This is a genomic window from Psychrobacillus sp. FSL K6-2843 (assembly GCF_038626375.1).
GTDB classification, from domain to species: Bacteria; Bacillota; Bacilli; order Bacillales_A; family Planococcaceae; genus Psychrobacillus; species Psychrobacillus faecigallinarum.
This window is the reverse complement of record NZ_CP152021.1, coordinates 1,152,524-1,165,258: the sequence shown is the minus strand read 5'-3', so window position 1 is coordinate 1,165,258 and position 12,735 is coordinate 1,152,524. Positions and strand designations below refer to the sequence as shown.

Below are 12,735 nucleotides of genomic sequence, written 5' to 3'. Positions count from 1 at the left end.
AATATTGATATACAAAAGATGATAAAGTCCTTAGAGTTAAGCATATATAGTAAAACAGAACTCCAAGAATAGCCTAAAGATAGAAAGTTTAAATATAACACTAGGTGGGAGCAGCTGATAATTGCTATTCCATAGCTTATTAAGAATATTAGTAGTCTCATTAGTATCACATCCTTCTTAAAACATATGAAAAACCGCTCCTAAACTTTCGTCTAGGAGCGGTTTTTTTATCAATATTATTTAGCAGATTTAATTGGCTCTTCAGCAGTTAGTTCAAGTTCATGTAAGTAAGTGCCTTCTGAGTAATCAATATTATAGTTTTTAAGTCGTTTGTTAACTGGAATGATCTCAAATCTGTAAGTTAGTGGAATTACAACTGCCATTTCTTCCATATGCTCTTGGAATGCTCTAAATTGCTCAGCGCGATATGCTGAGTCAAAAGCTTTTGGTGAGTTTATGTTAGCTAATGTATCCTCTAAGAAGTCAGATGTGTAACGACTATAGTTAAACTTTGCTTTCTTTGAATATAAGCCCGATGGTGATGGGTCAGATCCTGTTCCAAATGCTGCCGTATACATGTCAATTTCAGGATCATCTGCTTCTACCATGTCATAGAATGCATTAAATTCAATTGTGCGTCCAGTAGTTAACTTAACATTTAAGCCAACATCTTTCCAATTTTGCAAGAAGAATTGAGTGATATCTTCCGCTATATCATCACCAGCAGCTGTAGCATACTTAATTTCAAATGGTTTACCTTCTGGATCTTCGCGAAGACCATCATTGTTAACATCTTTATAACCAGCTTCATCTAATAATGCATTCGCTTTATCTGGATCATAAGTGTAACCTTGTAAAGATTTATCATAGAATGATTTAAATACTGGGGGTAACATAGAGTTCGCACGTTCACGGAGGTTATTATAATATACTTCAGCAACTTGTTCTACATCTAAAGCATATCCCATTGCTTGACGTAATTTTTGATCTCCCATTTTAGCGTTTTCGATGTCTGTTACTACTTCCCCTTTTGTAGAATCCCATTTACCTACTTTAAACGCTAGGTATTGGTAATACAATTCTTGTCGTCCTAAAATTTCAAGATTATCAAAGTTTTTAATTTCTTCAATTTTTGCTGCACTGAAATTTGAAGCGATATCATACTCTCCAGATTGCATAGCAACTGAAATAGAAGTTGGTGGTACTACTTTTACTAATACGCCGTCTAATTTTGGTTTACCTCTCCAGTGATTTTCATTTGCTACTAATTGTACTGATTCACCAGGGACAATTTTTTCTATCACGAACGCACCAAGTGTGACTGGATTTTTTCGAACTGGATCAGATTCAATTAGAGTAGCCACTGGTAAATCTTTAACAATATGGCTTGGCTCTGCATAAGTCCACAGTCCATCTCCTCCACTAAATATTGCCGGTGAGACTTGAATTAGTGAAATTTCTAAAGTTGTTTCATCAATTTTCTTTAACCCGGAAATAGTATCTGCTTTACCATCATGATACTCAATTGCGCCAACTATATTTTGAAAATCTGCATCATAACGTACACCAGTATAATCTGGATGACCAATAATTAAATATGGTTGAATTAAATCTTCCACTTTAAGAGGTTCTCCGTCAGACCATTTTATACCCTCACGGATTTTAATAGTTGCTTTTTTGTTTTCTTGATCTACTTCTAGGCTAGCAATTCCTTTATCACTAATCAAGAAGTCTCCATCTATTTCAAAGATAGAATTAGATGCATATTGTAAAATTTCTGCATCATAGGCATCTTCATAAAGCGAATAAGCGAATACCCCTTGGAATGGGCTATCCTTAACTAACGCAACTTTTAAGGTACCTCCAGAAATTGCGTTTCCTTCTGTTTCCATAGAGATTGGGAATGGAGAATCATTTTCTTCAGTGGCTGTCTCTTTCTCCGCTTCCTCTTTCTCATCCTTCTCTCCATCATCTTTTTTCCCAGAATCGGAAGTTTCAGCTGGAGCTGGAGTTGTTTCTTCCTTATTATTACACGCTCCAAGGACCAACATAAAAGCTATCAATACTACTAATAATGTCCAAAGCTTCTTAGTCATTCATATTCCTCCTTTTTAGTCTCTTTTTTCTATATTAAACATGTTACGTCTAATACCAATTATTAGTTATCTGATGGTGTTATCCCAGACGTTGTCTTGCATCTGCCGAACGTCGTAATGCTTGCCCAACGTAGTTTATTCCTAACATCATTAATAAGATGAAAAGTGATGCTGGAAGCCATACCCACCATTTCTCCTGTAAAACGAGCGGGTTATTTGCGTAAGCAACCAGTGTACCCAAACTAGGAGTTGCTGGAGGTAAACCAAACCCAAGATAACTCAGCCCAGTCTCGATTCCTACGTTACCTGCAAAGTTAAGAGTCAACTCAACTATTAATATAGAACTGATATTAGGCATAATTTCTTTGAATATTATGATAATTCCAGGCGTACCCATTGTCTTCGAAGCATTTACATAATCCCTTCTACTTTCTGTTAGTGCCTTGCTCCTCACGAGTCTTGCTGTGGAGGTCCACATGAAAATACTCATTATTATTACAAACGTTGTCATTGTATATTTTGGTACAATTGTTACAAACACAATTATTAACATTAAAGATGGTATAGTGATAAAGAAATCTATAATTCTCATAAAGATATTATCTATCCATCCTCCAAAGTATCCACAAACCAAGCCGACTACTATCCCTACAAATCCCGTTATCAATGTAATAGCTATTGCAATTCCTATGGAGTTTTTTGCTCCTATGATCAGTTGTCCCAAAATATCTTTCCCACCTTGATCTGCCCCTAAAAAGAACTTATCACCTGGTGGTGCATATTTATCTCTTAAACTTACTCTCATAATAGCTTCCTTATCAATCGTATATGCCCATATGAATACACCAACTATAATGATGACTAATGATATAAGAGAAAACATTGCAAGTTTATCTTTTTTAAATTCCCTTAATATAACTTGAAATCCGGTAGGTGGAGCATTCAAGGTTGCCTCTTTTTTTACGTTCAATTGTTTTCCCATATTATTCACCTCTCCTTAACATGTAATCTCCTACTCTATCCTAATTCTTGGGTCAACAATACTCATGATAATATCGGACAGTAGACTACCTAATAATGTTAAGAAGCCATATAACATAACAAGTGCAGTAATTACACTATAATCACGAGATAGTATAGATGAAATAAACAACTGTCCCATTCCTGGATATCCAAAAATAGTCTCTATAAAGATAGAGCCTCCTAGTAGTCCCGTAATCGTGAATCCTAAAAATGCAGCAATTGGTAATAAAGAGTTTCTAAAAATATGCCTAGAGTACACTTTTCTTATTGGTATTCCTTTACTTCTTGCGGTTCTAACATAATCCATCGATTTAGAATCAATAATTTCCGAACGTAAAAACTGAATAACAGTAGTAGTTGCCAATATGGCATAAGTGAGAGCAGGGAGCATCATATGATAGATTTTGCTCCATAGATACCCAAATGTTCCAGCATCATATTTAATATCCACGCTTCCTATGGTTGGAAACCAATGTAATTTATAACCAAAAAAGAACAAAAATAATAGAGACAATACAAATGTAGGAATTGCATAAGTAATAAAACTATATAAGACAATCGTTTTATCTAAGAAAGTGTCTTGAAAACGTCCTGCTAAAACTCCTAGCGGTATTGCCAAAAGGTAAAGTAGCACTACGCTCAATAAAGATAACCAAAAGGTATTCATTGCTCTCTCACCTATTAGAGCTGAAACTTGAACCTTGTAAGTATAACTTTTGCCAAAATCTCCTTGGACTGCATTAACCATCCATCGGGCATATTGCTCATACCAGGGGTCATTTAAACCTGCTAGTTCTCTCAACTCGTCTAATCTGTTAGGGTCAGTTTCAGGACTAATCATTCCAGTGAAAGGATCCCCTGGCATAAATTTCGCCATAATGAAAATTAATAAACTTAAAGCAATTAGTTGTGGAATCATTATCAATACTCGGCGAACAATCGTTTTCCACATATTAACTGCCTCCCTTCGTATTAGCATTCATTGCTACATAATGGGAATCAGACAGCTTCATCAAATCAAACACTTTTCCAGTTTCGTCATAATAGATTTTATGGTTGGTCATATAATCAGATTCCACCTGCATCCTTTGCACTTTTCGATCTTCTCTTCCTATAGGATTGATATCAGGAATTGATGACAACAAGCGTTTAGTATATATATGCTGTGGATTAGTATAAATATCATTTCGTGTACCTGATTCAACAAATCTTCCTTTATACATGATGGAAATATGGTCACACATATGTTTAACAACCCCAAGGTCATGCGATATAAAAAGGTAACTTAAGCCATATTCTTGCTGAATTTCCTTTAAAAAATTTAAGACTTGGGCCTGCACGGATAGGTCAAGAGCTGAAACAGGCTCATCACAAATAATTAGCTTTGGATCACATGCGATTGCTCGAGCAATCCCTATTCTTTGCTTTTGTCCTCCTGAGAATTCATGAGGATATTTAAGCTTTGCATCTTCACTCATTCCTACAATTGCCAGCAATTCATTGATCCTTCTATTCTCTTCTTCTGGAGTTAGATTTAAGAAATTACGAATTGGTTCCGCAATAATATCCCTTACTCTTTTTCGAGGATTCAAACTAGAGTGAACATCTTGAAATATCATTTGAATATCACGGTTGTAAGAAGAAGATTTATTTCGTTGTTTATTTGTTACATCTTTCCCCTCATAAATAATACTTCCTGAAGTTATTTTCTCAAGACCTATTATCGACTTACCAGTAGTGGATTTTCCACACCCTGATTCTCCTACAAGGCCATATGTTTTTCCTTTTTCAATCTCCATATTTATCCCATCGACAGCATGTACTCGATCTATAATTGTGTTGAAAAATCCTCCTCGTATTGGATAATGTACATGAAGGTCATTAATTTGCATAAAGCTCATTGAGCATAGCCTCCCTCTTCACCTTCAAAATGGAAGTGTTGCCAACAAGTACATCTTACCAAGTGTCCTGGGGAAACCTCATGAAGGGCTGGTTGCTTTTCATGAGCATTTTCTGAGATCCAAGGTATGCGTCCTGAAAATCTACATCCTTCTCTAGGAAGGTTCATGAGAGTAGGTACCATGCCTTTAATCACTTCCAGTTTTTCAGTCTCACTATTTATTTGTGGAATTGAATTAAATAATGAACGAGTATAAGGATGTAAGGGATTTGAAAATAGTTCCGCTACTGGTGCTTCCTCGATTATTTGCCCCGCATACATAACGGCCACTCTATCAGCAACTTCTGCAACAACTCCTAAGTCATGAGTAATAAGAATTATTCCTGCCCCTGTCTCCCTTTGAAGATCCATAAGTAAATCGAGAATTTGCGCTTGAATTGTTACATCTAAAGCGGTTGTTGGCTCATCGGCTATGATTACCTTAGGTTTACATGCAATTGCTATTGCTATGATTACCCTTTGTCTCATCCCTCCAGAAAGCTGGTGTGGAAATTGTTTTACTGTTCTTTGAGGATTAGTTATTCCCACCTGATTTAGTAATTCTATTACTCTTGCACTTCTTTGCGCTTTACTTAGCTTCGTGTGGTAGACTAGACTCTCTTCAATTTGTTCGCCAACCCTCATTAAAGGATTGAGTGCTGATAAAGGATCTTGAAAGATCATCCCTATTTCTTCCCCTCGTACAGCATTAAACTTTTCATCATTCAGTTTGGCTAAGTTGACACCGTTATATATAATTTCTCCTTCTACTCTAGTTTTGTTGTGATCATGTAGCCCAACAATGGATGTAGCTAAAGTAGATTTACCACAACCTGATTCCCCCACTATCGCAAGGATTTCATTTTTCTTTAAAGAAATTGAAACTCCATCAACGGCATCATAATATGTATCTTTGATTCTAAATCCTGTATGTAAATCGTTAATGGTTAATAGCTGTTTTGAATTGTTCAAAGTAATTCTCCTTTCACAATCAATACTATTTTATTTCTCATTTCATTTAATTGACTTTTTGAACTTTTCTGTTTATTTGATTCTTTATTTGTAAAGTCTATTACAGTATGATTACGAGTGCAATAATATTTTTTATATAATTATTTAATCTAGTATATTAAAAACAAATAGATTTTATTAAAAATTTAGAAGTGATAAGGATTTAATATATATAATTTTTGGAAAATATGTATTTTTATTTTTTAAATTAATATCATTTTTAAATCATTATCATCAATTTATTACTATTTATTCCATTAAACTAAAAAAATCCTTGTTTATAAACAAGGATTCAGACATTAAACCATCTGAAGAAATTGGAAATTGTCTTCGACATATTTCTGCAGGAATCTTCAAGAATTCCAATCCAATCGCATAATGTTGGTTAATGGAAGGTACTGTAGGAATTACGATAACATTTTTTCAATTTGTCTTCGGCATACGTTTAATGCGTGGACCATCCAAGAGATTAAAACGAACCAAAATAAAAGGATTGGAAATCCAATTGATTTCCAATCCTTTTGTCTATACTATGAAACCCTTGATTAGGTAACATGCATTTCTATACTTATTTCATTTTTTTAAATAATATACTAGCATTATGACCGCCAAACCCTAAGGAATTGCTCAATGCGTAGTCAATATCTTCTTTTCTTGCAACGTTTGGTACATAATCCAAATCACACAAAGGATCTGGTGTTTCTAGATTAGTTGTAGGTGGCAAGATGCCTTCGTGAAGAGCCAGTACGCTGAAAATAGCTTCTACTCCTCCTGCAGCTCCTAACAAGTGACCTGTCATGGACTTTGTTGAACTCATTGCCAAGTTATATGCATGTTCACCAAAAACTGTTTTTACTGCCATTGTTTCAAACTGATCATTGTAAGGTGTGCTTGTTCCATGTGCATTAATATAATTAATTTGTTCAGGAGAAACTCCCGCGTCATCTAAAGCTTGCTTCATTGCTCTAGCTGCTCCTTCTCCTTCTGGGGCTGGAGCAGTTATATGATGCGCATCTCCAGTAGATCCATAACCAATAATTTCTGCATATATTTTTGCTCCACGAGCTACTGCATGTTCATACTCCTCGAGTATTATTATTCCTGCACCTTCGCCAATGACAAATCCATCTCTATTAGCATCAAATGGTTTAGATGCAGTTTGAGGGTCTGTATTTAAAGAAAGTGCAGTATTAGAACAGAAGCCAGCTACCGACATATGAGTAATAGGGGACTCTGCTCCCCCAGTAATCATGACATCCGCGTCGCCTCGCTCGATTACTTTAAAAGCATCACCGATAGAGTTAGTACCTGATGCACAGGCTGTTACTGTACATGAGTTAATAGCCTTCGCTCCAAAGTGAATAGATACCTGACCAGCAGCCATATCTGGAATCATCATTGGTACAAAGAACGGGCTAACTCGTCTAGTTCCTTTTTCTAAAAATACTCGGAACTGATTTTCGTATGTCTCCATTCCACCGATACCTGAACCAATCCATACTCCTGTTCGTAGACCGAGCTCCTCGGTAATAGTCAAATTCGCATCCTCCACTGCCATAATCGAAGCAGCTAAAGCGTAATGAGTAAAGCGATCCATTTTACGTGCATCTTTCTTTTCAATGTACTTTTCTATATCAAAGTCTTTTACTTCTGCAGCAACCTTTGCTGGAAACAATGATGCGTCAAGTCTTGTCAGCATTCCAACCCCTGATTTACCTGCTTTAATGCCAGCCCAAGTAGTTTCCACATCATTACCTAGCGGTGTAACAGCTCCAAGTCCTGTTACTACAACCCTGCGTTTTTTCATATATTTTCGTCCCCTCTAATTTTAGTTTATTTTCCCCATTTTAGAGCTATTGCTCCCCAAGTTAAACCGCCACCAAAACCTACCATCACGATAACATCATCATCTTTTACTTTTCCACTTTTTACTTCTTCTTTTAAAGCCAATGGTATAGAGGACGATGAAGTATTACCATATTTATGAATAGTTTTAGCCATTTTCTCTTTTGGTAATTCTAGTCTTTCTCTCGATGCTTCCATAATACGAATATTCGCTTGATGTGGGATTAACAAATCTATGTCTCCCTTTTGAAGGCCAGCCTTCTCTATAACATTAAGTGCAGACTCACCCATTTGTCGTACTGCGAATTTAAATACCTCTCTACCATTCATTGTAATGTAAGGTCCATCCTGCAATAAATATTTACCTCCACTACCATTCGCTCCAAGCTCAAATGATAAAATACCTCTGCCTTCAGATACTTCTCCAATTACTACAGCACCAGCCCCGTCTCCAAAAAGTACTGCAGTGTTGCGGTCTTCCCAGTTTGTAATTTTAGAAAGTTTCTCTACTCCCACTACTAAAATATGAGAATAAGTTTTGGACTCTATAAATTGCTTGGCTGTAACTATCCCATACATAAATCCTGCACATGCTGCAGATATATCCATTGCAGCAGCATTCGTTGCTCCTAATTGCTCCTGAATCATTGTAGCTACACTAGGAAAAGGACGATCTGGAGTAACTGTCGCTACCAAAATAAGCCCTATTTGTTCTGGAGAAATCCCTGCATCCTCTATTGCTTCTTGAGCAGCCTTTACAGCCATATGTGAACTTTCTTCTTCTGGAGCAGCTATTCTTCGCTCCTCTATACCAGTCATTGTTTTGATCCATTCATCTGAAGTATCCATTCTTTTTTCAAGATCTTGATTCGTTAAGACTTTCTCAGGTGCATAAGTTCCTAACCCTATAATTCCTGCATTCATGGAATTCCTCTTTTCTTATAATCTATTATTAGTACCTGGTATTAATAATAACGAATATATGAACATTTTTCAACATAGTTGTTCGATTGTAAGAATAATTCTTTTGTATAGAACCGCCATGTGTTATGATACTTATAGATAAATTCATTTTTGAGGTGAAAATTTTATGCATTATATTATGACAGTTATCTGGTCATTTATCTTGGTTACCATGTTAAATTATGTAGTAAGCTCTGTTAATGGCGTTGATTTTAACTTTTATCATGGTTTATATATGACTATTCCAGCAGCCATCATAATTATCCTAATTACTAAAGTTATTCCGGACGAGCCTGTAGCTGCTGAACACCATTAAAAAAACTCCCTTTATAAAGGGAGTTTTTTTAATGTATATAGTGACTGTTTATTTAACTACTAGCTGACCATCTTCCACTACTGCCACAATGTTACTACCAGGAACCACATTTCCCCCAATTAGCATTTTTGCAACAGCAGTTTCAAGATGTCGTTGTATAAATCTTCTTAATGGTCTTGCACCATAAGCTGCATCCGTTCCTTCCTCAACTATCCATGCATAGACATTTTCCTCGACCTTCAAAGTAACTTCCTGTTCTAATAAACGTTCTTGCAATTGTTTTACATACTTTTTTGCAATCATTTCAAAATGATGAGTCGTTAATGAATGGAACATAATAATATCATCCATCCGATTTAACAATTCTGGCTTGAAGTGTGCACGAAGTACTGACATGACAAGTTCCTCGTCTGTTTCAGACACTTCTCCAGTAGTGTTAGATAAGTATTGGGAGCCTATATTAGATGTCAAAATTACTACAGTGTTTGTAAAGTTGACAATGCGACCTTGGCTATCCGTAATTCGACCGTCATCCATTAGCTGCAATAAAATATTCGCTACGTCCGGATGAGCCTTCTCGATTTCGTCCAATAATACTACAGAGTATGGGTTTCTTCGAACAGCCTCTGTTAGCTGACCACCCTCCTCATATCCGATATATCCTGGAGGTGCCCCAACCAATCGGGAAACGCTATGCTTTTCCATGTATTCAGACATGTCTATTCGAATGAAATGCTCTTCAGAGTCAAACAGGTTAGCTGCCAAAGATTTAGCTAGCTCTGTTTTACCTACTCCTGTCGGTCCTAAAAATAGAAATGAGCCTATAGGTTTGTTAGGATCCTTTATGCCTGCTCGTGCTCGCCAAACAGCCTCTGTCACTAATTGAACTGCTTGCTCCTGGCCAACTACACGTTCTCCTAAAGTCTCTTTTAATCGAAGTAGTTTTTCTCTTTCTCCTTCAACAAGCTTAGTAACAGGTATCCCGGTCCACCTAGAAATAATATGTGCTATTTCATCGGCGGTCACCTCTTCACGTAGTAAGCGTGAATCATAATCGCTATTTATTTCATCCTCATAAACTTGCAACTCTTTTTCTAAAGGTGGTATTTTTCCATGACGTAGCTCTGCAGCTTTATTTAAGTCGTAATTATTTTCAGCTTCCTCAAGTTCTCGGCGGTAACGGTCTAGCTTTTCTCTTTTTTGTTGGACTACTTGAATTGATTCCTTTTCTGTTTCCCATTTTTGACGCATATCAGCTGAAGATTTCTCTAACTCTTCTAATTCATTACGGAGTTGTTCTAATCTTTTTTTGCTTGCTGCATCCTTTTCCTTCATCAAAGCTTGTTCTTCAATTTGTAGTTGCATCATTCTTCTCGTTACTTCGTCCAGCTCCTGAGGCATAGAATCTATTTCTGTTCGAATCATTGCACAAGCTTCATCTATTAAGTCAATCGCTTTGTCTGGTAGAAAGCGTTCCGTAATATAGCGGTTTGAAAGCTGTGAAGCCGCCACGATTGCCCGGTCATGAATGCGAACACCATGATGTAATTCAAATCTTTCCTTTAATCCACGCAGAATAGAAACAGTATCCTCCACAGAAGGTTCTCTCACTAATACTTGCTGAAAACGACGCTCTAATGCTGGATCTTTTTCAATATACATACGATATTCATCTAAAGTAGTAGCTCCAATACAATGAAGCTCCCCTCGAGCAAGCATTGGCTTCAGCATATTCCCGGCGTCCATTGCTCCATCCGTTTTGCCCGCTCCAACAATAGTGTGAATTTCATCAATAAATAAAATAATTTTACCTTCACTTTCTTTAATCTGTTTTAAAACCGCTTGAAGGCGTTCCTCAAATTCACCACGATATTTTGCACCTGCAATTAATGAGCTCATATCCAATTCAAAAATCTCTTTATCCTTTAATCCTTCAGGAACGTCTTTTTTTACAATACGTTGGGCAAGTCCTTCGACTATAGCTGTTTTCCCCACTCCTGGCTCGCCGATGAGAACAGGATTATTTTTTGTTTTTCTTGATAAAATTCGTATTACATTTCTTATTTCCTGATCTCTACCGATCACTGGATCCATCTTTCCGTCCTTTACAGCGTTTACTAAATTACGACCGTACGTTTCTAAAGGACTTTTTTGATCTTGTTGGTTCATTTGCATATTAACAGCTCCGTTTCACAAAAGTTTGACCTTTATTGACTAATATAACTATATAGCTTATTAGCATATTTTGTAAAGAAATTAGCTTAATTTTTATGAAATTATGCTATTATTTAAAGGTATTAGTAAAGGCGGTGATGGGGTGGATAATAGTTTAGTATCCCCGAATATAGGCTTATTATTTAAACAATATGGCTCTATTATAAAATTGGAAAAAGATCGCTCCGTTTATGTTGAAGGTGAGCTAGCAGAAGAGATTTATCATGTGATTAGCGGATCTATTGCTATAAATAAAGATACAGAAGGCGGCAAACTACTGACTCTGAGAATTGTAGGTCCAGACAACTGTATAGGAGAATCTGGTGTTTTTGCAGATAATGCGCATCATAGTTTTTCTGCCCATACATTAGAGACCACTCAGCTATTGATGCTTCCTAAAAATAAATTTGAAAGTTTTCTCGTGAGTTCTACAGAGCTAATGGTAGAATGGACAAAATATATACAACTCGTATACTTAAAAAATCAGACAAGATTTCGAGATTTAATGCTTCATGGAAAAAAAGGAGCACTATTTTCAACTTTAATACGTCTGGCTAATACTTATGGGGAAAAACTCCCTGATGATAGTATTAAAATAAATTTTCAGCTAACTAATCAGGAAATAGCTAATCTATGTGCTATGAGTAGAGAAGTAGTCAATCGTATGCTAAATGATTTGAAGAATGAAGGTATTGTTTCTTTTCAAAAAGGAGTTATTACCATTCATGATATAGAATTATTAAAAAGAGAAAACCAATGCGAGAGCTGCCCTCTATGTGTTTGTAGAATAGATTAGTTTTATTTTTTGATTTGACTCTAGGTGGATGCTTTTCGCGGAGGAAGCGATACTAAGCTCCGTTTGAGATGTCTTATGTGTCTCCCTCTCCCGCTAATTCGCCACCTAATGCTTCAATAACAGTTTGTGTATTAATCCCGCAACTAAAATTTAATATCCAAGCAAATAAAAAACATTCCGCCCACATATGGACGGAATGTTTTTTATCTAATACCTAATGCAATTTTAGCGTAACGAGACATATTGTCTTTTGACCATGGCGGATTCCAAACAATGTTAACCTCGGTTTCTTTTACTTCTGGTAATTCTCCAAGCGCAGTTTTTACTTGATCGACAATCATCGGTCCCATTGGGCAACCAATAGAAGTTAGCGTCATCGTAACTGTAGCCTGTCCTTCATCTGTTAAATCTACATCATATACTAAGCCTAAATTGACAATATCAACGCCCAGCTCTGGGTCAATAACATTCTCAAGTGCAGACATCATACTATCTTTCATATCTTGATCCATACTGATAACCTCCTTACTTC

General features: G+C 36.4%; 11 protein-coding genes. 2 read left to right on the top strand and 9 right to left on the bottom strand.

Features of this window, described 5'->3' with window-relative positions:
- Nucleotides 1–236: 236 nt before the first annotated feature.
- The 7 genes from MKY94_RS05670 to MKY94_RS05640 form a co-directional block, all read right to left on the bottom strand.
- Complete coding sequence (locus MKY94_RS05670) at nucleotides 237–2,096, bottom strand: oligopeptide ABC transporter substrate-binding protein (protein ID WP_144537712.1); 1,860 nt, start codon at nucleotides 2,094–2,096, stop codon at nucleotides 237–239.
- A gap of 79 nt (nucleotides 2,097–2,175) precedes the next feature.
- The gene (locus tag MKY94_RS05665; protein WP_144537710.1) at nucleotides 2,176–3,078 is read right to left on the bottom strand and encodes an ABC transporter permease; all 903 of its coding nucleotides are present in this window, start codon (nucleotides 3,076–3,078) and stop codon (nucleotides 2,176–2,178) included.
- Nucleotides 3,079–3,108: 30 nt separating this feature from the next.
- Nucleotides 3,109–4,071: an oligopeptide ABC transporter permease gene (gene opp4B / locus MKY94_RS05660; RefSeq protein ID WP_144537709.1), complete on the bottom strand. Its 963-nt coding sequence runs from the start codon at nucleotides 4,069–4,071 to the stop codon at nucleotides 3,109–3,111.
- A gap of 1 nt (nucleotide 4,072) precedes the next feature.
- Complete coding sequence (locus MKY94_RS05655; RefSeq protein WP_144537707.1) at nucleotides 4,073–5,020, bottom strand: ATP-binding cassette domain-containing protein; 948 nt, start codon at nucleotides 5,018–5,020, stop codon at nucleotides 4,073–4,075.
- Nucleotides 5,017–6,030 (bottom strand): ABC transporter ATP-binding protein, encoded by a 1,014-nt coding sequence (locus tag MKY94_RS05650; protein WP_144537705.1) that lies wholly within the window; start codon nucleotides 6,028–6,030, stop codon nucleotides 5,017–5,019. Before MKY94_RS05650 ends, MKY94_RS05655 begins: the two co-directional genes overlap by 4 nt.
- 607 nt (nucleotides 6,031–6,637) lie before the next feature.
- Nucleotides 6,638–7,876 (bottom strand): beta-ketoacyl-ACP synthase II, encoded by a 1,239-nt coding sequence (gene fabF, locus MKY94_RS05645; RefSeq protein WP_144537704.1) that lies wholly within the window; start codon nucleotides 7,874–7,876, stop codon nucleotides 6,638–6,640.
- Between the two features lie 26 nt (nucleotides 7,877–7,902).
- A complete protein-coding gene (locus MKY94_RS05640; RefSeq protein ID WP_154311259.1) occupies nucleotides 7,903–8,838 on the bottom strand; it encodes a beta-ketoacyl-ACP synthase III in 936 nt (311 codons plus the stop codon).
- Between the two features lie 166 nt (nucleotides 8,839–9,004).
- Between MKY94_RS05640 and MKY94_RS05635 the strand changes: the two genes are divergently transcribed.
- The gene (locus tag MKY94_RS05635) at nucleotides 9,005–9,193 is read left to right on the top strand and encodes a DUF2929 family protein (protein ID WP_144537701.1); all 189 of its coding nucleotides are present in this window, start codon (nucleotides 9,005–9,007) and stop codon (nucleotides 9,191–9,193) included.
- 48 nt (nucleotides 9,194–9,241) lie between these two features.
- Here MKY94_RS05635 and MKY94_RS05630 read toward each other — a convergent pair whose 3' ends face one another.
- A complete protein-coding gene (locus tag MKY94_RS05630; protein WP_144537700.1) occupies nucleotides 9,242–11,368 on the bottom strand; it encodes an AAA family ATPase in 2,127 nt (708 codons plus the stop codon).
- 103 nt (nucleotides 11,369–11,471) lie between these two features.
- On the opposite strand from MKY94_RS05630, the gene MKY94_RS05625 reads away from it, so the two are divergent.
- Nucleotides 11,472–12,203 carry a Crp/Fnr family transcriptional regulator gene (locus tag MKY94_RS05625; protein ID WP_342578208.1) on the top strand — a complete coding sequence of 244 codons (732 nt, stop codon included), beginning with the start codon at nucleotides 11,472–11,474 and terminating at the stop codon, nucleotides 12,201–12,203.
- Between the two features lie 203 nt (nucleotides 12,204–12,406).
- Here MKY94_RS05625 and MKY94_RS05620 read toward each other — a convergent pair whose 3' ends face one another.
- Nucleotides 12,407–12,715: a metal-sulfur cluster assembly factor gene (locus tag MKY94_RS05620; RefSeq protein ID WP_144537696.1), complete on the bottom strand. Its 309-nt coding sequence runs from the start codon at nucleotides 12,713–12,715 to the stop codon at nucleotides 12,407–12,409.
- Nucleotides 12,716–12,735 lie beyond the last annotated feature (20 nt).

What these genes read in the sequence shown, in the direction of transcription:
- MKY94_RS05670 (WP_144537712.1), bottom strand. Translation starts at nt 2,096, where the DNA reads ATGACTAAGAAGCTTTGGACATTATTAGTAGTATTGATAGCTTTTATG.
- MKY94_RS05665 (WP_144537710.1), bottom strand. Translation starts at nt 3,078, where the DNA reads ATGGGAAAACAATTGAACGTAAAAAAAGAGGCAACCTTGAATGCTCCA.
- opp4B (WP_144537709.1), bottom strand. Translation starts at nt 4,071, where the DNA reads ATGTGGAAAACGATTGTTCGCCGAGTATTGATAATGATTCCACAACTA.
- MKY94_RS05655 (WP_144537707.1), bottom strand. Translation starts at nt 5,020, where the DNA reads ATGAGCTTTATGCAAATTAATGACCTTCATGTACATTATCCAATACGA.
- fabF (WP_144537704.1), bottom strand. Translation starts at nt 7,876, where the DNA reads ATGAAAAAACGCAGGGTTGTAGTAACAGGACTTGGAGCTGTTACACCG.
- MKY94_RS05640 (WP_154311259.1), bottom strand. Translation starts at nt 8,838, where the DNA reads ATGAATGCAGGAATTATAGGGTTAGGAACTTATGCACCTGAGAAAGTC.
- MKY94_RS05635 (WP_144537701.1), top strand. Translation starts at nt 9,005, where the DNA reads ATGCATTATATTATGACAGTTATCTGGTCATTTATCTTGGTTACCATG.
- MKY94_RS05630 (WP_144537700.1), bottom strand. Translation starts at nt 11,368, where the DNA reads ATGCAAATGAACCAACAAGATCAAAAAAGTCCTTTAGAAACGTACGGT.
- MKY94_RS05625 (WP_342578208.1), top strand. Translation starts at nt 11,472, where the DNA reads ATGCTATTATTTAAAGGTATTAGTAAAGGCGGTGATGGGGTGGATAAT.
- MKY94_RS05620 (WP_144537696.1), bottom strand. Translation starts at nt 12,715, where the DNA reads ATGGATCAAGATATGAAAGATAGTATGATGTCTGCACTTGAGAATGTT.